This is a genomic window from Pseudomonas sp. EpS/L25, from assembly GCF_001512295.1.
In the GTDB taxonomy this organism is placed as follows: domain Bacteria; phylum Pseudomonadota; class Gammaproteobacteria; order Pseudomonadales; family Pseudomonadaceae; genus Chryseomonas.
In genome coordinates, this window is the sequence record NZ_LNUP01000011.1 from 1,009,395 (window position 1) to 1,032,394 (window position 23,000).

Genomic DNA, 23,000 nt, shown 5'->3' on the forward strand with positions numbered 1-23,000 from the left:
CAGCGTCTCGCGCCCCTACTCCGCTCCTGAGACGTACCGGCTCGGCAGGCACGCCGAGCGCCACTACCCATTGTCCCGGCAACCCGCGCCGTGCCTGGGATACAGAGCGATAGGAGCGACCTGGCACCGGCCTTGCTCGGGGCTTTGCGACGCTCCCATGACAACGACAAGAGGGCCAGCCCCATGAGCGCAACCTGGCAGATCGAACCGCTCCCGGCGACCGGTGGCCCCACCTCGTGGCTACAACCATGCCGGTGACCGTCGGCATCCTGCCCAACCCCGCCTCGGGGCGTGACCTGCGCCGCCTGACCGGCAACGCCGCCCTCACCTCCAGCACCGACAAGGCCGGAATGGTGATGCGCCTGCTGGCCGCCTTTGGCGCCACCGGCGTGGAGCGGGTGCTGCTGCCGCCGGACATGACCGGCATCGCCGCCGCCGTGCTCAAGGCCAGCGGCAGTCGCCAGGCCCGCGAACAGCGCTGGCCGGAGCTGACGTTTCTCGATCTGCCGCTGACCCAGACGGTGGACGACAGCCGTCGCGCGGCGCGGGCGCTGCTGGCCCAGGGCGCGGCGGTGATCGCCGTGCTCGGCGGTGACGGCACCCACAAGGCAGTGGCCGCCGAGGTGGGCGACCTGCCGCTGCTGACCCTGTCCACCGGCACCAACAATGCCTTTCCCGAATTGCGCGAGGCCACCAGTGCCGGGCTGGCTGGCGGCCTGGTAGCCAGCGGCAAGATCGACCCGGCGCTGGCGCTGCGGCGCAACAAGCGGCTGCGGGTGGAAGTGCCGGAGCGCGACATCCGCGACTGGGCGCTGGTGGACGTGGCGGTCTGTCGCCAGGCCTATCTCGGCGCCCGGGCAGTGACCCGGGTGGAGGACCTGGCCGAGGTCTTCACCACCTTCGCCGAACCCTGGGCCATCGGCCTCTCGGCACTGTGTGGCCTCTGGCACCCGGTAGGTCGCGACGCCGCCCATGGCGGCTGGGTCCGTCTGGACCCGAGCGCCCTGGCACAACTGACCGTCCCCCTCGCCCCCGGCGTGCTGGCCCAGGCCGGGATCGCCGCCAGCGGCCTGCTGCTGCCGGGCGAGCCACGCACCCTGTCGCTGGCGGCCGGCACCCTGGCGCTGGACGGCGAGCGGGAAATCGAATTCGGCCCCGAGGCGCGTCCGCAGGTGACGCTGGATCTCGACGGCCCCCTGAGCATCGACGTGGAGCGGGTGCTGGAGCTGGCAGCACAGCAGCGCCTGCTGGTCCGCCGCCTGCCTGCGTCGACCCTCGGCAATCCTGGAGAACAATAAGATGAGCGAGACCGTAAGCGTCGATCAACTGAGCCATGCCTACCGGGTGATGCGCACCATCCGCGCCTTCGAGGAGCGGCTGCACGTGGAATTCGCCACCGGCGAGATCCCCGGCTTCGTCCACCTCTATGCCGGCGAGGAGGCCTCGGCCGCCGGCGTCATGGCCCACCTGGGCCACGAGGACAGCATCGCCTCCACCCACCGCGGCCATGGCCACTGCATCGCCAAGGGCGTGGATGTCTACGGCATGATGGCCGAGATCTACGGCAAGAAGACCGGGGTCTGCCAGGGCAAGGGCGGCTCCATGCACATCGCCGACCTGGAAAAGGGCATGCTCGGTGCCAACGGCATCGTCGGCGCCGGGGCGCCCCTGGCCGCCGGCGCCGCCCTGGCGGCCAAGCTCAAGGGTAGCGACGCCGTGGCCGTGGCCTTCTTCGGTGACGGCGGCTCCAACGAGGGCGCGGTGTTCGAGGCCATGAACCTGGCGTCGGTGTGGAATCTGCCGTGCATCTTCGTCGCCGAGAACAACGGCTACGCCGAGGCCACCGCCTCGAACTGGTCGGTGGCCTGCGACCACATCGCCGATCGCGCCGCGGGCTTCGGCATGCCCGGGGTGACGGTGGACGGCTTCGACTTCTTCGCCGTCCATGAAGCCGCCGCGGCCGCCGTGGCCCGCGCCCGGGCCGGCGAAGGACCCTCGCTGATCGAGGTGAAGTTCACCCGCTACTTCGGCCACTTCGAAGGCGATGCCCAGACCTATCGCGACCCGAACGAGGTCAAGCAGGCCCGTGAGCAACGCGACTGCCTGCTGCAATTCCGCGAGCGGGTGACGCGCTCCGGCCAACTCCAGCCCGCCCTGCTCGACAGCATCGACCAGGAGGTGGAACAGCTCATCGAAGACGCCGTGCGCAAGGCCAAAGCCGATCCCAAGCCCGGCCCGGAAGACCTGCTCACCGACGTCTACGTCACCTACGCCTGATCGGAAAACAACGAGGAGCGCCACCATGGCCAGAAAGATCAGCTACCAGCAAGCCATCAACGAAGCCCTGGAGCAGGAGATGCGCCGCGATCCCACCGTCTTCCTCATGGGCGAAGACAACGCCGGCGGTGCCGGCGCGCCTGGCGAGCAGGACGCCTGGGGCGGCGTGCTGGGGGTCACCAAGGGCCTCTACCACAAGTTTCCCGGGCGGGTGCTGGACACGCCGCTGTCGGAGCTCGGCTACGTCGGCGCGGCGGTGGGCGCCGCCGCCCGCGGCACCCGCCCGGTGTGCGAACTGATGTTCGTCGACTTCGCCGGCTGCTGTCTGGACCAGATCCTCAACCAGGCGGCCAAATTCCGCTACATGTTCGGCGGCAAGGCGGTCACCCCGCTGGTGCTGCGGACCATGGTCGGCGCGGGTCTCCGCGCCGCCGCCCAGCATTCGCAGATGCTGACGTCCTGGTGGACCCATATACCCGGCCTCAAGGTGGTCTGCCCGGCCACCCCCTATGATGCCAAGGGCCTGCTGATCCAGGCCATCCGCGACAATGACCCGGTGATCTTCTGCGAGCACAAGCTGCTCTACGGGATGCAGGGCGAGGTGCCCGAGGAGTCCTACGCCATCCCCTTCGGCGAGGCCAGCTTCCTGCGTGAGGGCGACGACGTCAGCCTCATCACCTACGGCCGCATGGTGCACCTGGCCATGGAGGCCGCCAGCAACCTGGCGCGCCAGGGCGTCTCCTGCGAGGTGCTGGACCTGCGCACCACCAGCCCGCTGGATCGCGACAGCATCCTGGAAAGCGTGGAAAAGACCGGGCGCGCGGTGGTCATCGACGAGGCCAATCCGCGCTGCTCGGTGGCCACCGACATCGCCGCCCTGCTCGCCGAGCACGCCTTCGACGACCTGCGCGCCCCGGTACAGCTGGTCACGGCGCCGCACACCCCGGTGCCCTTCTCCGATGCCCTGGAAGACCTCTATATCCCCGACGCGGCCAAGATCGAGCGCGCCGTGCTGAAGATCACCCAAGGGAGGCAGGCCGCATGAGCCAGATCCATACCCTGACCATGCCAAAGTGGGGCCTGTCCATGAGCGAAGGTCGGGTCAACGCCTGGCTCAAGACCGAAGGCGACAGCATCACCAAGGGCGACGAGGTGCTCGATGTCGAGACCGACAAGATCAGCAGCAGCGTCGAGGCGCCCTTCTCCGGCATCCTGCGCCGCTGCCTGGCGCGCGAGGACGAGACGCTTGCGGTAGGCGCCCTGCTGGCCATCGTGGTGGAAGGCGAGGCCAGCGACGAAGAGATCGAGGCGGTGATCGCGCGCTTCCAGGAGGAGTTCGTGCCCGGTGGCGAAGACGCCGCCGATGCCGGTCCCCAGGCCCAGCGCATCGAACTCGACGGCCGGCCGCTGCGCTATCTGGAGCGCGGTGAAGGCGGCCTGCCGCTGGTGCTGATCCACGGCTTTTCCGGTGATCTGGACAACTGGCTGTTCAACCACGAGGCGCTGGCCACCGGGCGCCGGGTGATCGCCCTGGACCTGCCGGGTCACGGTCAGTCCGGCAAGACGCTCGCCACGGCAGATCTCGCCGAGCTGGGCGCCGCCGTGCTGGCTCTGCTCGACCATCTGGACATCCCCCGCGCCGTGCTGGTCGGCCACTCCATGGGTGGCGCCGTGGCCCTGCAACTGGCGCAGACGGCGCCGCAGCGGGTCGCCGGCCTGGTCCTGATCGGCAGCGCCGGGCTGGGCCAGGAGATCAACGGCGACTACCTGCAAGGCTTCGTCGCCGCCACCAGCCGCAACCAGCTCAAGGGACCGGTCAGCCTGCTGTTCAGTGATCCCGGCCTGGTCACCCGGCCACTGCTGGAGGACCTGCTCAAGTACAAGCGGCTGGAAGGGGTGGACCAGGCCCTGAAGCGACTGGCCGGCACGCTCTTCCCCGATGGCCAGCAGGCCCAGGTGCTGCGCCCGGTACTCAAGGGCGATCTGCCCGCCCTGGTGATCTGGGGCAAGGCCGACGCCATCATTCCGGTCCAGCATGCCGAAGGCCTGCCGGAAACCGTTCAGGTCGAGATCCTGGAAGGCCAGGGCCATATGGTGCAGATGGAGGCCGCGGAGCGGGTCAATGCCCTGATCCAGGCCTTCCTGCCCCGCTGCGAACGCTAGAGGAGCCTCACGATGAAAGCAGCCCGTTTCCACGCCGCCCGCGATATCCGGGTGGAAGACGTCCCAGCCCCCGGCGAGCCGGGCCCCACCCAGGTCCTGGTGAAAAACCAGTTCTGCGGCATCTGCGGTACCGACCTGCACGAGTACCTTGGCGGTCCCATCTTCATTCCCACCGCGCCGCACAGCTACACCGGCGGTAAGGTGCCGCAGATCCTCGGCCACGAGTATTCCGGCGTGGTGAAGGCCGTGGGCAGCCAGGTGACGTCGGTGAAACCCGGTGACCGGGTCTCCATCCAGCCCATGGTGTCGCCACGCGACGACTACTATGGCCGCCGCGGCCAGTACCAGCTCAGCGAACAGCTGGCGATCATCGGCCTGCCCCATCCCTGGGGCGGCATGGCCGAGTACTCCCTGGTGGAGGATTACAACGCCATCCCCATGCCGGACGATCTCAGTATCGAGCACGCGGCGCTGATCGAACCCACGGCGGTGACCGTCTACGCCACCCACCGGGGCGGCGTAAAGCCCGGCGACAGCGTGCTGGTGGCCGGCGCCGGACCCATCGGCCAGCTGCAGGTCATGGCCGCTCGCGCGGCGGGTGCCACACGGATCTTCCTGGTGGACCTCAACGACAACCGCCTGGAGATGGCCCACCGCCTGGTGGAGGGGCTCGTCACTTTGAATCCCGGCAGCACCGATGTGCTGCGCGAGGTGCGTGCCCGCACCGCCGGGGGTGTTGGGGTGGATGTGGCCTTCGAATGCGTGGGCGCCGAGGCGCCACTGGGGCTGTGCCTGGAGGCGGTCCGCCGCCAGGGCGTGGTGGTCCAGGTGGGGATGCAGGGCAAACCGCCGGCGCTGGATGGCTTCACCCTGACCTACAAGGACGTCGACCTGCGCGGCTCCTGGTGCTACTCGACGCTGATGTGGCCCCAGGTGGCGGCCCTGATCGCCAGCGGCCAACTGCCGGCGGAAAAGATCGTGACCCGCCACATCGCGCTGGACGACGTGGTGGAACAGGGCTTCGAAGCCTTGCTCGACAAGGCCGGGACCCAGTTGAAGATCCTGTCGAACTCTAGCCCCTCCCCACGTGGCCGGCGGGGGGCCGCCGCGTGGGACTGTTCCGCCCTATTGGAAACTCGTCGCGGCGAGGCTGGAACGCGCCAGGAGCCGCCGGTGGAAGCGCACCAATCGCGGATGCGCGGACCAATCGACTTCCGGCAGGCGAAAGCCCAGGTAGTCCAGGCCGACGGCCACCAGGAAGTGGCTGAAATCCACCTCCTCTGCGTCCAACGTGGACGTCTCGTTCAACCGCGCCAGCAGCCGGTCCAGGGCGGCCAGTCGGCGGGCGCCCAGCACCGAGTCATCCTGGGCCGCACCGCCATGCTTGCGAGCGATCACCGTACCGAAGGCGGCGTCGATCAGCCCCTGGCCCAGACCGGCCAGCTGCAGGCGCTCGGTCGCGAGCGGATTGCCGCCGCCCAGCTGGTGCAGATAAATACAGATCAACAGGGTCTCGCTGAGGGCGATGCCCTCGTCGGTGATGAGTACCGGGACCTTGTTGCCGGGATGGGCGGCGAGCAAGGCCGGATCTTCGTTCCAGGGATCGCTCCACACCAGCGTCAGTCGCTCGCCGAAGCCGGCTTCGAGGGCGGTGACCCGCGCGGTGCGGGCATAGGGTGAGGTCTGGTTCAGCAGCAGTTGCATGGCGGACTCCGGAACACGGGCGGGTGATAGCAGCGCCCGCCAGTGTAGCCGCTGGCGTACGCCTCAGTGCGGCCGGGTCACCGTAAGGACGACGGCGGCGATGCGATCGGTATGGGCATAGATGCCCGCTTCCAGCTCTTCACCGAAGACATCCGGGTCCAGTTCGCGATAGCGCCAGGCCACGTCCTGGCCGGCCAGGCGGGTGCGGACTTCTTCCAGGAAGGGATCGCGACCCTCGACCATGGCGACGCCGGTATAGAGCAGCAGGGTGCCGCCCGGTGCCAGGCGCTGCAGCGCCGTGTCGAGGATGGCCAGCGACAGGCCGGCGCCCAGGGGACCGCCGCCATGGCGATAGGCGCGCTCGCCGGGATCGACCAGATAGGGCGGATTGGACAGGATGAAATCGAAGTCGCCCGCCACATCGTTCAGCAGGTTGCTGTAGCACGCGCTGACATTGTCGGCCCCGGCCAGCTCGGCGTTGACCCGGGCCAGCGCCAGGGCGCGCTCGTTGATGTCCACCGCCAGCACCTCGGCATCGGGCCGCGCCAAGGCCACCAGGATGGCCCCCGGCCCGGCGCCACTGCCGATGTCCACCGCCCGGCGGATGGTTCCGGTCTCGAAGCGCAGCTGGGTTTCCAGGGCATTGGCGTAGCGACAGGTGTCGGGACCGAAGAACACGGCATCGGCTTCCTCGGTGGGATAGGCGGAATGCACGAACAGCTGATCGCCCAGGCTCGATACCCGCACCCGGCTGCGCCAGCCGCCCGGCACGGAGGTCAGCAGCTCGGCTGCCACCAGGGTGTCGACCAGAGAGCCGGGCAGCAGCTCGGGGGAAAACGGCCGGCTCCAGCCGAAGATGCCCTGCAGATCCCGCGCCCAGGCGTTGCCTGGCCGGGCATTGACCCGCGCGTGGGAGGCCGGGGTGGGCGTGATGAAGTGATAGTCCGCTGCGCGCAGCGTTTCGATCAGCAGTTTCAGGGCAGCGGCCGCAGCAGGGCTGGTCGCGGTGCGTTCGGGATGTTCCATGGCCGTCACGGGTGGTTCCTTCAATGACAGTCGAAATGAAAAAGGACCCGCGCGGGTCCTTGAATAGAGGTCAGCCCAACAGGGAGACGAACAGCCGCGTCGCCAGCAGGCCGGCACGGCTGTGATGGCGCGCGGGCGACAGTTGCTCGACCAGCAGCGCCATGGCGGCGGCGCGACTGGGCTGGCTCGCCAGCCGCTGCTCCAGTGCGGCTTCCTCGCTGTCGAAATCGCTGGACTGGGCCCTGCTCGCATTGGCCGCCCCGCCCTGTTCCGCTTCCAGGGCCGGGCACAGGCGTTCCTGTTGACGCTGACGGGCGCGAAAGCTGATCTCGCGGCGCGGCACTACCGCGACGCGCTCGGCAGCGGCCTGGTACTTGGCGCCGCTATGGACGAAATCACCGGCGATCCAGTCGTGGATGAGTTGCTGTTCGTAGACGGTGAAGACGCCGAACATCTCCGCCCGTTCGCCCTGGATCAGCCGCCAGAAGCGGCTGTTGGCCGGGTCCTCGTGGCGCCTGATCCAGCCCTGCTCCTGCATGACCTGGAGGAAATCGGGGATCTGCGCGGGATCGCCGAGCCAATCACTGACGCTGCGGCCGCCGATGCGGCAATAATCGGAATGCACGTAGCGGCCGACGTTGCTCTTTTCCGCCAGGACCTCGATCACCTCTCGCTCCAGGTCGAAACTGCCGATCACCGAGGTGGTACTGGCGCCCAGGTCGTTGAGCAGATAGCCCTGCACCACGCGGCGATAGAAGGCGGCGCGGCCCTCGGTGGGCAAGGCATCGTGCACGGCCTGCAAGGCCTTGCGGGCATGGCCGGTGCCGGCGTTGTCGACGGTCACGTGCAGGGTGAAGTAATAGGGATCGATGCCCAGCTCGTTGAGTTCGTAGGCCGTGATGAGCAGATGCAGCGGCAGTTGCTCGTAACCCAGGTTGAAGCCCAGCACCTCGGGTAGATAACGATCGGCGTGGTAGGCCAGCGCCAGCTGGATGGCCCCCTGCACATAATGATCGTCGCTCAGCTGCGACAGGTCCTCGCAGCCGTGGCGGGCCAGCAGCTTGCGATAGAGCACCACGTGGTTCTTGTCCGGCAGGCCATCGCCCAGCTCTTCCAGGTAGATCTGGATGGGCGCGCGATACCGCAGGTCGTCCCAATGGGCGAGCGTGCCGTAGAGCCAGGCACCGTCCACCAGCTTGGTGGGCGCCACCCCGCGCAGGAAATACAGCGCCTGGGCCTTGCTGGCGAAGTAGCGGCGCGGCGCCCCGGCCTTGCGCGCGGCGAGATAGTCACGGTACTGGGCGCCGACCCGGGCGTTGTTCGCCAACACCCAGGCCTCCAGGCCCTCGGGGTCTTCCGGCAGGTCGGCGGCGAGGGTGCTCACGGTCTTTAGCTGGTCGGCGAGGTAGTGCCCTGCCCGCTCCCGCGCGGCCGCGCTGGGCCGAGGTACCAGCAACTCGACGTAGAGGGACTTGGCAGGTTCGCAGGTGACGGGCGTGGGCGCCTGGTGCTGGCCGGTAACGGCTCTTGTGGTGGTCTGCATCATAAGGGGCACATCTGGCAGCTGATGATCACAGTGTTCGGCCCAGCGGGCAGGGCTTGGTTCCACCGACGGCCAGCGCCCACCGGAACCGTCTCGCTTGCAGGCGTCAACGCCGAGGCCGTCCCGCAGGTGCCACTCGTCGGCAGGCGACACGGGTGATTTCCACCAGGCGGCCATCGCAGGTCGATGGCGTCCTAGAGGCGCTCGGTGAGCTGGGCGCGGATGAGGATCTCGCGCTGCCGGAAGGCCTTTTCCAGGCGCTGGCGGTAGTCATCCCACCACGCCCTGTCCAGGGTGTCGGCCAGCACCTCGTAGACCAGCAGCTGATCGTCCTCGACGACCTCTGCCTCGCTCTGCCACAGGCCTTCCACCGGTGCCCGGCTGAAGGCCGTCAGGCCGCCGAAACGCTCCACCAGCTCCTGGCGGATCTCCTGGAACAGCGCACCGGGCAGGCGCCGGCCGTCGTTGTCGGTGAGGGGTAGCAGCAGTTGGACGAGATACAAGGCGGTCTCTCCTTACACGATGCCATGCAGACTCCGCCGGTTCCGGGCCAGGTTCCCCGGCGGCGACCAACCGAGCACCCGCGCCACGCCGGAAGGCCCTGCCCGCGACCAGCGCGAACAGGGTCTTGCGCCTGGCAGGAGCGCGGTCGATCAGACCGAGAAACGCGCCACCAGGCGATTCATGTCCACCGCCAGGCGCGACACCTCGTGAGCCGCCGAGGCGGTCTGGTGGGCACCGGCGGAGGTCTGGATCGACAGGTCGCGAATGCTCACCAGGTTGAGATCCACCGAACGCGCGACCTGCGCCTGTTCCTCCGAAGCCGTGGCGATGAGGAAGTTGCGCTCGTTGATCTCGGTGATCGAGCGAGCGATCTCCCCCAGCGCCGTACCGGCTTCGCTGGCGATCTTCAGGGTGGCGTTCGCTTCGTCGCGGCTGCGCTGCATGGCCTGCACGGCACCTTCCGAGCCGCTCTGGATGCCGCCGATCATCTGCTCGATTTCCCGGGTGGATTCCTGGGTGCGATGGGCCAGGGCCCGCACCTCGTCCGCCACTACGGCGAAGCCGCGACCCTGCTCCCCCGCGCGAGCCGCTTCGATGGCCGCGTTCAGCGCCAGCAGGTTGGTCTGCTCGGCGATCCCACGGATGACATCGACCACGGTGGCGATGCCCTGGGCCTGCTGCGCCAGCTCGACGATCTGTTCGCTGGTGCGCGAGACGGTAGTGGTCAAGCCCTGGATGGCATCCACCGTTTCCGTGACGCGGGCCGCGCCTACCCCGGTCGAGCGTTCCGATTGCTGCGCGGCGGACGACGCCGAGGCGGCGTTGCGGGCTACCTCCTCCACCGCGGCGGTCATCTGGTTGACCGCGGTCGCCGCCTGTTCCACCTCGCCGTTCTGGCGCTGCAGGCCGCGGCTGGCTTCCTCTGTGACGGCATTCATTTCCTCGGCGGCCGAAGCCAGTTGGGTGGAGGCCTCGCCAATGTGGCTCACGGTCTCGCGCAAGGTGTGCTGCATCTGCACCGTGGCCTTCATCAGCTCGGCCATCTCGTCGCGCCCGGTGGCCTCGGCGGCGACCCGCAGGTCGCCCGCGGCGATGCGCTGGTTGATCCCCAGTACCTGGCGCAGGGGCTGCAGGATACTGCGGGTATAGAGCACGGCGACCACCACGGTCAGGACCACGGCCAGGGCCGAGATCACGCCCAGCAGCCAGAAGCTTCTGCTGTAGGTCTGGGCCGCCAGTTGGCCGGCCTGCTTGGCGCCCAGCTCGTTGTACGCGCCCAGGGCCACGATTTTCTCTTGCAGGTCGTTGGTGAGCGGGCGGATCTGGGTGTTGATGTAGGTGATCCCTTCGCTGGCCGGACGGGTCTGGGCGATGGCGAGGATCTCGTCCAGGCGCGCATCGTAGGCCTTCACGCCGGCGTCGACAGCATCGGCCAGCCGCTGGTCTTCTGGCGACGCGATCAGGGCCTTGTAGGCGGCCACTTCCTTGCGCAGCCTATCCCGTGCCTGAGCGATGGTCGCGACGCCGCTCTGCTTGATCTGCTGGTCGTCCGACGCGACGATGCGGAAGGTTTCGAGCCGCAGTCTCAGCACCAGGGTGTCCATCTTCGCGATCTGCGCGATGCTGGCCATCCAGTTGGTCTCGACGTCCTGTTCGGCCTTGTACAGCGAATGGAGCCCTAGGGCCGAGGTGACGGCGAGCACCAGAAGCAACAGGGTGATGGTGGCAAAACAAACGGCCGAGCGGGCCGACAGCTTCAGGGTACGCATAGAGCAACTCCGGGCAGGAAAGGCGTGTTCGGCTCTTTTCTTCGGCGGACCACGTGGCCGCTGAACCGCCCACTCATCGCCGATCAACGGCCGCCTCGTTTACAGCCGCAGCCTAGAGCGGGCGCGGGCTCCAAGGAATTCTCCCGATCTGCGAAGACAACGTTTTTTCGACAAAACACCCTTTAGGCTCGGGCTAGAATCCCAACTTTCCGCCATTGAGGCCGACATGTCGCCGTCGACCGATACCCCCGCGCGCCTGATCCCTCTTCGCACCCGCCTGCTGGCGATCGCCTTCGCCGGGATCGTGCCCCTGGCCCTGGTCGCCGGCCTTGGTCTCTGGCTGCTGGTGCAGCACCAGCAGCACGAAGCCGAGCAAAGGGCCCTGGAGTCCAGCCGCCAGGCGGCCACCACCATCGAAAGCGAGCTGCGCCGCTCCGTGACCATCCTCCAGGCGCTCGCCGAGTCACCGCTGCTGGTGGCCGGGGAACTGGACGACTTCGCCACCCTGGTCGGCCGGGTCCTGCCCCTGGTGCCCGGTTGGCGCACCGTGTTGCTGGCCACTGCCGACGGCCAGGTCGTCCGGCGCATCTCCCCGCGCAATCCGGCCCCGGGCGGGCCCCTGAGCGAACCGGAAAGCTTCGCCGAGGTGATCGCCCAACGCCGGCCGGTGATCGGCCAACTGGCCCAGGGACCGGCTGGCCAGTTGGCCTTTCCGGTACGGGTACCGGTAATTCGCAATGGCCAGGTAGGCCTGGTGCTCACCGCGGTGATGACACCGGAGAGCATCCGCGCGGCGCGCCTGACCCGTACCCTGCCCGAGCACTGGGTCGGCTCCGTGTTCGACCGCAACGGCCTGCGCATCGCCCGCACCACGCTGCACGCGGAGACCCTGGGCCATCCGGCCCTGCCGGGGTTGGCGAAGATCCTCGCGCAACCCGGCGACGAAGGCATTGGCGTGGCCCGGACCCGTGAAGGCCGGGACGTCTACACGGCCTTCGTGCGCCTGCCCGAATCCGGCTGGACGGTCACCACGGGCATTCCCACCACCGAGGTTTCGGCGGCGGCCACTCGCTCCTTCGCTCTCTATGGTGGCGGCCTGATCCTCTCGGTGGTCTTCGCCTGGACGGTCGCCCTGGTGTTGTCACGGCGCATCAGTCGTCCGGTCCAGGCGCTACAGGAGGCGGCACTGATGCTCGGCCGACAGCAGACACCGATCCTGCCGGACAGTGACGTCCTGGAGGTCCAGCAGGTGGGCCAGGCCCTGTTGGCTGCCGCCGAGGCGCGCCGCCTGACCGAAGAACAGCGCGACGACTACCTGCGGGAACTCCAGCAGAGCCAGGAGGAGCTGAAGCTCCAGGTAGCCGACCTGGAAATCCTGCAGCGGCTCAACCATCGCCTGCTGCAGCTGCCCTCCTTGCCGCAACAGCTGGAGGAGATCCTCGAGGTGCTCTGCCGCTTCCACCAGACCCCCTTCGGCTGCCTGTCGCTGGTGGCCGACGACCAACCGGCCCGGCTGTATTTCACCGCCGGCCTTTCTGCCCAGACCAGGGCGCGCCTGGCCGCCCTGATGCCCGCGGAAAGCGCCTGCGACACCGCTATCCGCACCCAGCGCCGGGTCGTGGTTCCCGATCTTGAAACCACGCCGGATTTCGCCGCGCTGGCCGCCATCGGTCGCGGCGAAGGCTTCGCCGCCCTGCATGCGGTGCCCCTGAACAGCGCCCTGCACGGCACCCTCGGCGCCTTGACGATTCAGTTGCCGGAACCGCGCGAGCCCACGGCACGGGAACGGCACCTGGCCGATCTCTGCGCCTCGAAGGCCGTGCTGGTGATCGACCGTGCCCGCATCCAGGAAGCGGCCCTGCGCTCGCAGCGGCGCCTGCGCGTGGCCCTGGAAAGTTCGCTGGTATGCTTTGGCATCGCCGTGCCCGAAGCCGAGGGCACCTTCGCCTGGGACTATCTCAATCCCATCGGCACCCTCACGCTGGGCCTGGCGGTAGACCCCGCGCCAGAGGCGACGGTGACGCTGGGCTGGGCCGGCCCCCGCCTGCTCCAGCTCTGCCAGGAGCACAGCGGCAGCGAAACCGCCTGGTCGACGGAATTGCAGGGTTCGGATGCGGAAGGGGCCAGTCGCTGGCTACAGGTCAACGCGACGCCCTTCGATGGCAACCTGGCCGTCTGGTTCCTCGACATCAGCGAGCGCAAGCGCCAGGAAGAGCTGTTGCGCGATGCCGATCGGCAAAAGGACGAGTTCCTGGCCGTCCTGGCCCACGAACTGCGCAATCCCCTCGCCCCCATTCGCCATGCCGCAGCGCTGATCGCTGCGCCGACCGTCTCGTCCGAGCAGCAGCAGCGCAGTTGCCAGACCATCGAGCGGCAAGTCGAACGCATGGGCGCGCTGCTCAACGACCTGCTGGATATCTCGCGCATCACCTTCGGCCGGATCACCCTGCACAACGCCTTCGTCACCCTGCAGTCCGTGCTCGACGCGGCCGCCGATGCGGTGCAGGTGCTGATGCAGGAGAAGAATCAGACGTTCGACCTGCGCCTGCCCGCCACGCCGATCTGGCTGTATGCCGACCCGCTCCGCCTGGAGCAGATCTTCCTCAACCTGTTGGGCAACGCCGTCCGCTATACGCCGGTGGGTGGCCGGATCATCCTGGGCGTGCAGGAGGCGGACGACGAGGTGCAGGTGGACATCGCCGACAACGGCATCGGCATCGCCCCCGACCGCCTGGGCGCGCTGTTCCAGATGTTCGGTCAGATCGATCCGCGCCAGGCGGAACGCTCTTCGGGGCTAGGCATCGGCCTGGCGCTCTCCCGCGAACTGGCGCGACTGCAAGGCGGCGATATCCGCGCGGAAAGCGCCGGACTGGGTCTGGGTAGCCGTTTCACCGTGACCCTGCCGATCACCGTCGCGCCGCCGGCAACCCTGCCCGAAGTGCCCGCGGCGGCCGCACCCGTGGCCGCCAGGCGACGCATCCTGGTCGCCGACGATAACCCGGATATCGCCGATACCATCGCCGAACTGCTGGAGCTGGACGGCCATCAGGTCCGGGTCGCCTATGACGGCCAACAGGCCCTGGACGCCTTCCAGGGCCATGGTGCCGACATCGTCATCTCCGACATCGGCATGCCGGGCCTGACCGGCTATCAACTGGCGCGGGCGATTCGCGCGACCGTCCCGGGCCAGACGGTGAAGCTGATCGCCATGACCGGCTGGGGTCAGGCCCAGGACCAGGCCGAGGCCCTGGCGGCCGGCTTCGATCATCACCTGACCAAGCCCGCCGACATGCAGACCCTCTATGCCCTGGTCGGCTCCTGAGTTCGTCAGGAGGCCAGGGTACGGGCACCGGCCAGCCGGGTCAGGCCATAGAGTACGCCGCCCACCAGCAGCATCAGGCCCGCGCGCAACCAGGTCGCCGCGCCCTGCTGGGCGATCAGCAGCGCACAGGAGCCCAGGGCCAGCACCGGGAAGATCCAGGGTACCCGGAAGTGCGGGTGCTCCACCCGATCACGCTTGAGGGCCAGCACCGCCAGGTTGGTGCTGACGAAGACCACCAGGAGCAGCAGGACCACGGTTTCGGCCAGCACGTCCAGGGTACTGGTGAAGGTCAGGGCGATGGCCACGGCGGTGGTGGCGAGGATGGCCACGCCAGGCGTCCGCCGCCGCGGCAGCACCCGGCCGAATGCGCCCGGCAGCAGGCCCTCGCGGGCCATGCCGAAGGCCAGGCGGCTGGCCATGATCAGGGTCAGCAGGGTGCCATTGGCCACCGCGATGAGCGCGATGACGGCGAATAGCCGGGTCGGCACGCCCAGGCCGGAGGCCGCCAGCACATCCATCAGCGGCGCCCCGGACTGCTTGAGCTGCTCGACCGGCAGCACCAGCGCCGCCCCGGCGCCCACCAGCAGGTAGACGATGCCGGCGATGATCAGGGCGCCGAACAGCGCCCGCGGATAGACGCGGCTGACGTCCTGCACCTCTTCGGCCAGGTTGGCCGAGGTCTCGAAGCCGACGAAGGAATAGAAGGCCAGCAGCGCGGCGCTCAGGATGGCCACGCTGGCCGAGGGCGCATCGACCTCCAGCAGTCGTGCCGGATCGCCCTGGCCCTTGAGCACGAACCAACCGGCCGCGACGATGACGATCACCAAGCCGGACAGTTCGATCAAGGTCATCAGCAGATTGACCGACAGCGACTCCTTGATGCCCCGGGCATTGAGCAACCCCACCAGCAGCAGGAAGCCCAGGCAAACCCAGCCGGGCGGCCAGGGCACCAGTGCCTGCAGATAGCCCCCGGCAAAGGCCACCGCCAGCCCCGCGGCGCTGGTGACCCCGGCGGCCAGCATCGAGAATCCCACCAGGAAGGACAACCACCGCCGGCCGAAGGCGCGCTCGGCGAACACCGCGGCGCCGCCCGCCTTGGGATACTTGGTGACCAGCTCGGCATAGGAGGCAGCGGTGAGCAGCGCGAAGAACAAGGCGATCAGCAGCGGCGCCCAGATGGCCCCGCCGACCCGCCCGGCGATGGTACCCGCCAGGGCATAGACGCCGGCGCCAAGCACGTCGCCGAGGATGAAGAACAGCAGCATGGGCAGGGTGATGGCCCGCTTGAGCGCACCAGAGGCCGGTGCCGCGGCGGAGGCCGCTGAAGGAAGGGGTTGCGTGGCCATGCGCGCAAGGCTCCTGAGCTGAAGGCGGAGAGGAAAGGACGGCCGTGGCGACCGTCGCGTGCAACCGTAGAGGCCCCCCACCCCGCCGGGTTCCAGGACTCGACCGTTCGTCCGCCGCGTCCCGGCAGCCATTCCGGCGGGCCGCACCGTCCACCAGGCTGGCGGCGTGGCCGACCCCGCTTCGCTTGCCCCGCTCTACTCCGCCAACCCGCGCCCGGGCGTCGTTTCGCTGAAGGTCGTGGCGCTTATCGACTAGGCTTGATTCAGGCGGCACGTCGCTTGCCGATGAGCGGCAAAGCGCGGCACCCGGCCGCCAGTGCAGCCACACTCTCGCGTTTATGCGGTCGAACGAGACTACCGATGCCACCCCCGAGGAAATCCTGCGCGATGAGTGAGGTCCCCCTGGCTACGCTGACCCGCGAGGCCCTCGAGGCAGAAGTCCTGCGCCTGCGCGCCGCCGTGCAGGACCTGACGGTCCGCGCGGCGTCCGCTGACTCGCCCGGCACCCGGGCCAGGGCGCGCAGCCGTGCCGTGCTGGAAAGCACCACCCAGTTCGCCATCGTGGTCAGCGACCGCCAGGGCCGCATCACCGACTGGAATCCGGGCGCCGAGCAGGTCACCGGCTGGAGCGCCGAACAAATGATCGGCCAGGACTCCTCGCGCCTGTTCACCCCCGAAGACAGCGCCAATCGTCGCGGTGAATACGAGATGGCCAAGGCACTGCGCGACGGCAGCGCCCTGGACGAACGCTGGCACCTGCGCGAGGACGGCCGACGTTTCTGGGCCTCGGGCGAAATGATGTCTCTCATCGACGACGACGGCGAACCCCTGGGCTTCGTCAAGATCATGCATGACCGCACCGTCGAGCACCTGGCGGGCCTGGCGCTGAAGGAAAGCCAGGAGCGCTACCGGTTGGTCGCCGAAGCCACCAACGATGCCATCTGGGACTGGGACTTCAACAGCGGGCAGATCCTCTGGAACGAAGCCCTGACCGCCGCCTATGGTCATCCGCTGGAGACGGTGGAGCCTACTGGCGCCTGGTGGCTCGCGCAGATCCATCCGGACGACCGCCTGCGGATCGATACCTCCATCCACGCGGTGATCGATGGCGATGCGCGGGTCTGGACCGACGAGTACCGCTTCCGCCGCGCCGATGGCTCCTATGCCCTGGTATTCGACCGCGGCCGGGTGATTCGCGATGCCTACGGCAGACCCTTGCGCATGATCGGCGCCATGCTCGACATGAGCCAGCTGCAAACCGCCGAGACCGCCTTGCGCAAGAGCGAAGAGCGCTTTCGCGCCATCATCGAGACCATCGGCTCGGCCTTCGCCATCGTCCAGGTCAAGTTCGACGCCGACGACAAGCCCATCGACTACCGCTTCCTCGAAGCCAACCCCGCCTTCGAACGCCAGGCCGGGGTCAATCTGCGCGGCAAGTGGGTGACCGAATTCGCCCCTGACCTCGAACGATTCTGGTTCGACACCTATGGCCACGTGGCCAAGACCGGCGAGCCGGCGACCTTCGAGAACTATGCCAACACCTTCGAACGCTGGTTCGACGTGCGTGCCGTGCGGGTGGGCGATCCGGAAGACCGCCAGATCGCCATCCTCTTCAGCGACGTGACCGAGCGCCGTAATGCCCAGGAGCGGCTGCGCGCCAGCGAAGCCCTGGCGCGGGAGAACATCGAGCGGGTGCAGCTAGCCCTTTCCGCTGGGGCCATCATCGGCACCTGGCACTGGGACCTGCCCACCGACGGCTTCACCGTCGACGAAGCCTTCGCCCGCTCCTTCGGGCTCGATCCGGCCCTAGGTCGCGAAGGCCTGAGCCTGGCCCAGGTGATGGCGACGGTACATCCCGACGACCAGCCCGGCTTCGCCGCCGCCATCAGGGCCGTGGTGGCGCAGGGTGGACCCTTCGCCCACCAGTACCGGGTACGCCGGGCCGACGGTCGCTACTATTGGGTCGAGGCCAATGGCCGGGTCGACCACGCTGCCGACAGCACCCCGCTGCGCTGTCCCGGCGTCCTCATCGACGTCGAGGAGCGACGCGCGGTGGAAGCCGAGCGTGACAAGGCGCTGGCCGATCTGCGCGCCCTCAACGAAGCCCTGGAATCACGGGTGGCCGAGCGTACCAACGAACTCATGCAGGCCGAGGAAAAGCTGCGGCAGTCGCAGAAGATGGAGGCCGTCGGCCAGTTGACCGGCGGTCTCGCCCACGATTTCAACAACCTCTTGGCTGGCATCTCAGGCGCCCTGGAATTGATGGAAACCCGCATCGCCCAGGGGCGTCTGCGCGATCTGGACCGCTACCTGGTCTCCGCCCAGGGCGCGGCCAAGCGCGCCGCCGCCCTCACCCACCGGCTGCTGGCCTTTTCCCGACGCCAGACACTGGCGCCACGGCCGGTGGACGTCAACCAGCTGGTCGACGGCCTCACCGAGCTGATCCAGCGCACCGTGGGCCCTGGCATCCAGGTGGACACCGTCCGCGCCACGGGGCTCTGGCCCGCATTGGTGGACCCCAGTCAGCTGGAGAATTCGCTGCTCAACCTCTGCATCAATGCCCGCGACGCCATGCCCGCGGGCGGACGTATCACCATAGAAACCGCCAATCGCTGGATGGACCGCGGAACCGCCCGCGCCCTGGAGTTGCCGGAAGGCCAGTACCTGTCCCTGTGCGTGACGGATACCGGCGTGGGCATCTCGCCCGAGGTCGCGGCCCGGGTGTTCGAACCCTTCTTCACCACCAAGCCAATCGGCCAGGGGACCGGCCTGGGGCTATCGATGATCTATGGCTTCGCCCGCCAGTCCGGCGGCCAGGTGCGGCTCCATTCCGAGGTCGGCCAGGGCACCACCCTGTGCATCTATCTGCCGCGCTATCTCGGCAAGACAGCGGCCGTGGAAGACCTGGCCACCCGCCTGGACCTGGCCGCCACCGCCCAGGGCGAAACGGTGCTGGTGGTCGACGACGAGCCGACGGTACGGATGCTGGTGGTGGATATCCTCGAAGACCTCGGCTACGCCGTCATCGAGGCGGCGGACAGCCTGACCGGCCTGAAGATCCTGCAGTCGGACGTTCCCCTCGACCTGCTGATCACCGACGTCGGCCTGCCCGGCGGCATGAACGGCCGGCAGATGGCCGATGCGGGGCGCCAGTCGCGTCCGGGACTCAAGACCCTGTTCATCACCGGCTACGCGGAGAATGCCGCCATCGGCAACGGCCATCTGGCCCCTGGCATGGAGATCCTCACCAAGCCCTTCGCCGTGGATAGCCTGACCGCCCGAGTGCGCGAGCTGATGGGTAGCCAACGCCCCGTCTAGTGGGGCGTTTCAGACGTTCGCGCAAGAATCGGCGAGTGATTTTTTGGCGTTCGGCGTTCCGAGCCGTGACGAGTCATGGCGGGGCTATGGCGAGGAGTGGCAACGCCGCCCAGACGGTCCGCCGCTGCGGCCGAAAAAGCGCCGCCAACATCGTGTAGTTAACGTCTGAAACACCGCACTAGAAACTCACCCCGAGCTTGAGGGCCACGGTATAGCCCTCCGCCCGGTTGCGCGCGTCGAACTCCTTGTAGGCGTGCAGCCAGATCGCCGGCAGCCCGGAGTTGGGCTGGAAGAAGCTCACCGCCGGGCCCAGGGCCACCACCCGCGCCCGATTGCCACGGGTCAGGCCGGGGGCATCGTCGTCGCTGAGCTGACGGTAGTAGTAGCCGCCCAGGCCCAGGGTCCAGTCGCCGACGTGCTGGCCCACGGCGAATTCGTGGCGATACTCCACCCCGCTACGGTAGTCCGTCGCCGGGTTGCGCGCATTGATGTCGACCTGGAAGCTGGACGACAGCTCCAGCCCGCTCGGGCTGATGTAGCTGGCGTTGAGGATGGGCGAGGCGGTCCAGTGATGGGTGCCCGGACTGACCAGGCGATTCTTGTCGTAGTCGCCGATGGGTGCCTGGATCGACAGCTGGGTGTTGATGCCCACCCCGGGCGCCGGCGTCCAGGCGAGGATCAGCGGGATCAGCTGGATGTCCGCCGGACGGAACAGCTCGGCGCTGTCGCTGAATACCCGCTGGCCACCGGCGTTGATGCCCAGGCTGGCATCCATGCGGAAGAACACCGAGACGGCGCCGAAGCCGTAGCGGGCACCGAGCAGTTGCTGGTCGGTCATGCGCAGGTAGGCCAGACCGATGGCCAGCACGTTGATGTCGAAGTCGTTGCCATCATCGCGACCATGGCTGTCCTTGAGCACCCGCGCCTGGTAGTCGCTGATGCGCAGGCCCAGGGTACCGAAGGGCGTCGAGGGCGGCATGAAGCCGCTGCCGAAATCCTGCACCCCCGCCGCCGTGGTCGGCATGCCATTTTCGGTGGCCTGGGCCGCACTGCCGGCGAGCAGCGCCAGCAGGACGGCCCAGGCCGCGGGGAGAACGCCTGACAGACGCGACATGGTGAGACTCCTGCGAACTTTCTTGGGGGCGAGCGATGCCTCACCGGGCGCGCTGGGCGCTCGGTCTGGAGAGGCGATCAGGGAAGGGTTGAATTCAGTCCGGGGCGGTCCCGACCTGCTGGGCGATCTGCGCCTTGCGATTGACGCCGAGCTTTTCGTAGATACGCCTCAGGTGGTGGCGCACCGTGGCCGGCGCCATGCCCAGGGTGCGGGCCACTTCCTTGTAGGTCTGGCCGAGGGCGAAACACTGGGCGACTTCCAGCTCGCGGGCGCTGAGACGTTCAGCCGGACTGCGGCGACGCGCCTTGAGCAGCAACAGGTCGCCCAGTGGCTGAGCCTCGAGTTGCAGGGTACGGCCCTGGTAGGCGTCTTGCGGAGCGCAGGACGTTGGCAGCTGATTGCCCCGCCAGCCCTCCCACTCCGTCGCCAGCAAGGCGGCGAATCCGGGCTCCAGGGACAGCAGCACGCCGTGACGATCGCTCACCGCCAGGGCCAGTTCGTCGAAACGGCCCTGGCTGTCCCTCAGGGTCGCCAGGGTGCGCAGGCAACTCTCGCGCTCGGCATGCAGCAGGTGCGGCATCAGCCATTCCACCAGCTGGCATTCCAGGGGGGTGAAGGGGGTGGCGGGGGCCTCGCGGAACAGCGTCAGGTGGACACCCAGGCGGGTCTGGTCGTCGGTGAGCACGATGCGCAGGCCGTGGGCCAGGCCATGACGCAGCCCCAAGGCGGCCAGGCTCGGCGAGGCCGTCTCGTCCCGGCAGTCGAATACCTGGCAGCGCCCCTGCAGCAGATGCAGGTCGCCGAGGCCGCGGTCGTCGGCCTTGAGGGCATCCCACTCCCGGGTATAGCTGCTGGGCAGCCCCAGCAGGAAGGTGCTATGTGCCACGGGAACCCCGTCGCACCACGCGGAGTTGCCCCACCAGGCCTTGTCGAAGGCGACCAGGCGCTGCAGCTGCTCCAGGGCCTGGGCATGGAATTCGGTGATGGCCCCGCCACGCAGGCGGGCTTGCAGCGCCAGGACGACCTGGCTGAAGCGAGCGACCACCTCGCTGGGTACACTGCAGGAAACGACGGCTGACTGATCCATGCTACCCCCATTGTTCTGATTGTCTGGGTAGGCACCGGCCCTTCGTGGGGCCTGCCAATGGCTCCGAGTCTACCGGAGCGCAGCGGCGCGCCTATCGTTCAGATGCAGGATAGGTGCAGGCCAACCCACCGGCTCGAGCCCCGGCCTGCCCGCGCCAGGGACCCCGAGGGCCGCGGGGTGGTCCATCGTTCATCTGATCGATTGCCGACCCCACCGCCACCGCCGAGGCTGCTGGCCATCCGGCGTCAGTACCGGCGTTCCGGCCCATCAGGAGAATCCCCATGCACGACGTCTTCGCGCGCCTCGCTCCCGAGGTTGCCGGCCTGCTGGCGCACATGGCCGCCCAGCCGCAGCCACCGATGGACAGCCTCACCCCGGAGCAGGCGCGCGCCGCCTATGTGCAGCTCAATCGCACCCTCGGGCTGCCGCCTGCGCCCCTGGCTCGTATCCAGGAGCTGGCCGCCCCCGGCCCCCTGGGGCCGATCCCGCTGCGCCTCTATCGCCCCGACGAGGAAGGGTCCCGCCCGCAGCCGCTGGTGGTCTATCTGCACGGCGGCGGCTGGGTGATCGGCGACCTGGACAGCCACGACTCGCTCTGTCGCCAGATCGCCCTGGGCACCGGCTGCGCGGTGCTCGCCGTGCACTATGCGCTGGCCCCCGAGCATCCCGCGCCCGCCGGCCCCGACGATGTACTGGCCGCCCTGCACTGGCTGGCCGAAGCCGGCAGGGCCTTCAACCTCGATCTCGACCGGGTGGCGGTGGCCGGTGACAGCGCCGGCGGCGGCCTCGCCGCCATGGCCGCGCTGCACCTGCGCGAGGGTCCCCTCACGCTCAAGGCCCAGGTGCTGATCTATCCCGGCGTCGACAACACCCCCACCGCCTGGGATCACCCCTCGCGCAGCGAGAACGCCCAGGTGCCGCCGCTGACGCGGCCGATGATGGATTACTTCTCCGGGATGTATCTGCAGGACGTCGACACCCGCGATCCGCGGGTCTCGCCGCTCTTCGCGCCGTCCCACGCCCACCTACCCCCGGCGCTGATCTTCGGCGCCGAGTGCGACGCCCTGCGCGACGATGCCCGCCTCTACGCCCAGGCGCTGATCGGCGCCGGCAACGCCGTGGAATACCACGAGCTGCCGGGCATGATCCACGGCTTCATCGAGATGCTCGGGGTACTGCCAAGCGTGCGCTGGACCCTGGCGCGGATGAATGCCTTTCTGCGCGAACATCTGTAGTGAGACGAGTGAGACCTGGAGCGGCTACCGTCGCACCGCTCCAATTTCAGAGAAACCCGTAGGATACGGATGGACCTTCCAAACAAGCCACTAAAGGCCGGGCATAGCAGAAGATGTCATTGAACATTTGTCTATCATCGCGGCGCGAGTGCGCCATCCTGGGAAAGGAAAACGATGTCTTCGATCACCGCCCAATGCTGATTGGAACGCTCGTAACGCCCAGTCATGCCCGACTCCACGCCATCACGGAGCATGCCAGCAAAGAAGACTTCTCCGACGAACCCTAGGCTCTGTACGAAAAATCCGAGCGAGTAGAATTGGCACCATGAGGGGCTGGAGGGCCGCATGGCAAAGCGTTACGAACTCCCGGATGAAGCGTGGGAGCTGATTGCAGATGTTGTTTCGCCTGAGCAGAAGAGGGGGCGGCCACGCAGTGATGACCGGCTGATGCTCAATGGCATCTTCTGGATCCTGTGTTCAGGTGCTGCCTGGCGCGACCTGCCAGAGCGGTTCGGCCCCTGGTCGACGGTGTATCAGCGGTTTCGTGACTGGCGAGATGACGGCACCTTTGATCGAGTTCTCGAGCGCCTAC

The 23,000-nt window shown here is 68.2% G+C and carries 16 protein-coding genes and 1 pseudogene; 9 read left to right on the top strand and 8 right to left on the bottom strand.

The annotated features are described in order from the left end of the window. Positions 1-248 precede the first annotated feature (248 nt). The 5 genes and pseudogenes from AR540_RS13635 to AR540_RS26595 form a co-directional block, all read left to right on the top strand. The gene (locus AR540_RS13635) at positions 249-1,298 is read left to right on the top strand and encodes an ATP-NAD kinase family protein (protein WP_059229696.1); all 1,050 of its coding nucleotides are present in this window, start codon (positions 249-251) and stop codon (positions 1,296-1,298) included. Position 1,299: 1 nt separating this feature from the next. Next, complete coding sequence (locus AR540_RS13640; RefSeq protein ID WP_059229697.1) at positions 1,300-2,277, top strand: thiamine pyrophosphate-dependent dehydrogenase E1 component subunit alpha; 978 nt, start codon at positions 1,300-1,302, stop codon at positions 2,275-2,277. A 25-nt stretch (positions 2,278-2,302) separates the two neighbouring features. After that, the gene (locus AR540_RS13645) at positions 2,303-3,322 is read left to right on the top strand and encodes an alpha-ketoacid dehydrogenase subunit beta (RefSeq protein ID WP_059229698.1); all 1,020 of its coding nucleotides are present in this window, start codon (positions 2,303-2,305) and stop codon (positions 3,320-3,322) included. Further along, complete coding sequence (locus AR540_RS13650) at positions 3,319-4,440, top strand: acetoin dehydrogenase dihydrolipoyllysine-residue acetyltransferase subunit (protein ID WP_059229699.1); 1,122 nt, start codon at positions 3,319-3,321, stop codon at positions 4,438-4,440. Before AR540_RS13645 ends, AR540_RS13650 begins: the two co-directional genes overlap by 4 nt. A 12-nt stretch (positions 4,441-4,452) precedes the next feature. Beyond that, positions 4,453-5,379, top strand: a pseudogene (locus AR540_RS26595) (zinc-binding dehydrogenase); the annotation flags it as partial. Between the two features lie 186 nt (positions 5,380-5,565). Here the strand turns inward: AR540_RS26595 and AR540_RS26600 are convergent. The 5 genes from AR540_RS26600 to AR540_RS13675 form a co-directional block, all read right to left on the bottom strand. Beyond that, entirely contained in the window at positions 5,566-6,144 is a 579-nt protein-coding gene (locus tag AR540_RS26600) for a glutathione S-transferase N-terminal domain-containing protein (protein WP_082707009.1), read from the bottom strand. Positions 6,145-6,207: 63 nt separating this feature from the next. Further along, positions 6,208-7,170: a methyltransferase gene (locus tag AR540_RS13660; protein ID WP_059229766.1), complete on the bottom strand. Its 963-nt coding sequence runs from the start codon at positions 7,168-7,170 to the stop codon at positions 6,208-6,210. A 70-nt stretch (positions 7,171-7,240) separates the two neighbouring features. Next, a complete protein-coding gene (locus tag AR540_RS13665; protein ID WP_059229767.1) occupies positions 7,241-8,713 on the bottom strand; it encodes an iron-containing redox enzyme family protein in 1,473 nt (490 codons plus the stop codon). Between the two features lie 194 nt (positions 8,714-8,907). Further along, a complete protein-coding gene (locus tag AR540_RS13670) occupies positions 8,908-9,216 on the bottom strand; it encodes a hypothetical protein (RefSeq protein ID WP_059229700.1) in 309 nt (102 codons plus the stop codon). 150 nt (positions 9,217-9,366) lie between these two features. Next, positions 9,367-10,986, bottom strand: coding sequence for a methyl-accepting chemotaxis protein (locus AR540_RS13675; RefSeq protein WP_059229701.1), 1,620 nt, complete (start codon positions 10,984-10,986; stop codon positions 9,367-9,369). A gap of 226 nt (positions 10,987-11,212) precedes the next feature. Here AR540_RS13675 and AR540_RS13680 point away from each other — a divergent pair, with 226 nt between their 5' ends. Beyond that, complete coding sequence (locus AR540_RS13680) at positions 11,213-14,308, top strand: hybrid sensor histidine kinase/response regulator (protein WP_059229702.1); 3,096 nt, start codon at positions 11,213-11,215, stop codon at positions 14,306-14,308. A 5-nt stretch (positions 14,309-14,313) separates the two neighbouring features. Here the strand turns inward: AR540_RS13680 and AR540_RS13685 are convergent, their stop codons facing one another. Beyond that, a complete protein-coding gene (locus AR540_RS13685; RefSeq protein ID WP_059229703.1) occupies positions 14,314-15,654 on the bottom strand; it encodes an APC family permease in 1,341 nt (446 codons plus the stop codon). 387 nt (positions 15,655-16,041) lie between these two features. Between AR540_RS13685 and AR540_RS13690 the strand changes: the two genes are divergently transcribed. Further along, positions 16,042-18,972 (top strand): PAS domain-containing hybrid sensor histidine kinase/response regulator, encoded by a 2,931-nt coding sequence (locus tag AR540_RS13690; protein ID WP_082707000.1) that lies wholly within the window; start codon positions 16,042-16,044, stop codon positions 18,970-18,972. Positions 18,973-19,150: 178 nt separating this feature from the next. Here AR540_RS13690 and AR540_RS13695 read toward each other — a convergent pair whose 3' ends face one another. Next, positions 19,151-19,996 (bottom strand): SphA family protein, encoded by an 846-nt coding sequence (locus AR540_RS13695; protein WP_153014244.1) that lies wholly within the window; start codon positions 19,994-19,996, stop codon positions 19,151-19,153. A gap of 184 nt (positions 19,997-20,180) precedes the next feature. Continuing rightward, entirely contained in the window at positions 20,181-21,173 is a 993-nt protein-coding gene (locus tag AR540_RS13700; protein ID WP_059229705.1) for a helix-turn-helix transcriptional regulator, read from the bottom strand. 281 nt (positions 21,174-21,454) lie between these two features. Between AR540_RS13700 and AR540_RS13705 the strand changes: the two genes are divergently transcribed. Together AR540_RS13705 and AR540_RS24880 are read left to right on the top strand one after the other, a co-directional pair. Continuing rightward, entirely contained in the window at positions 21,455-22,408 is a 954-nt protein-coding gene (locus AR540_RS13705) for an alpha/beta hydrolase (RefSeq protein WP_059229706.1), read from the top strand. 345 nt (positions 22,409-22,753) lie between these two features. Further along, the coding region (locus AR540_RS24880) for an IS5 family transposase (protein ID WP_059226329.1) at positions 22,754-23,000 on the top strand (247 nt) is incomplete at its 3' end.

Coding starts and splice junctions, on each gene's coding strand:
- AR540_RS13635 (WP_059229696.1), top strand. CDS start 249: ATGCCGGTGACCGTCGGCATCCTGCCCAACCCCGCCTCGGGGCGTGAC.
- AR540_RS13640 (WP_059229697.1), top strand. CDS start 1,300: ATGAGCGAGACCGTAAGCGTCGATCAACTGAGCCATGCCTACCGGGTG.
- AR540_RS13645 (WP_059229698.1), top strand. CDS start 2,303: ATGGCCAGAAAGATCAGCTACCAGCAAGCCATCAACGAAGCCCTGGAG.
- AR540_RS13650 (WP_059229699.1), top strand. CDS start 3,319: ATGAGCCAGATCCATACCCTGACCATGCCAAAGTGGGGCCTGTCCATG.
- AR540_RS26600 (WP_082707009.1), bottom strand. CDS start 6,144: ATGCAACTGCTGCTGAACCAGACCTCACCCTATGCCCGCACCGCGCGG.
- AR540_RS13660 (WP_059229766.1), bottom strand. CDS start 7,170: ATGGAACATCCCGAACGCACCGCGACCAGCCCTGCTGCGGCCGCTGCC.
- AR540_RS13665 (WP_059229767.1), bottom strand. CDS start 8,713: ATGCAGACCACCACAAGAGCCGTTACCGGCCAGCACCAGGCGCCCACG.
- AR540_RS13675 (WP_059229701.1), bottom strand. CDS start 10,986: ATGCGTACCCTGAAGCTGTCGGCCCGCTCGGCCGTTTGTTTTGCCACC.
- AR540_RS13680 (WP_059229702.1), top strand. CDS start 11,213: ATGTCGCCGTCGACCGATACCCCCGCGCGCCTGATCCCTCTTCGCACC.
- AR540_RS13685 (WP_059229703.1), bottom strand. CDS start 15,654: ATGGCCACGCAACCCCTTCCTTCAGCGGCCTCCGCCGCGGCACCGGCC.
- AR540_RS13690 (WP_082707000.1), top strand. CDS start 16,042: ATGAGTGAGGTCCCCCTGGCTACGCTGACCCGCGAGGCCCTCGAGGCA.
- AR540_RS13695 (WP_153014244.1), bottom strand. CDS start 19,996: ATGCCGACCACGGCGGCGGGGGTGCAGGATTTCGGCAGCGGCTTCATG.
- AR540_RS13700 (WP_059229705.1), bottom strand. CDS start 21,173: ATGGATCAGTCAGCCGTCGTTTCCTGCAGTGTACCCAGCGAGGTGGTC.
- AR540_RS13705 (WP_059229706.1), top strand. CDS start 21,455: ATGCACGACGTCTTCGCGCGCCTCGCTCCCGAGGTTGCCGGCCTGCTG.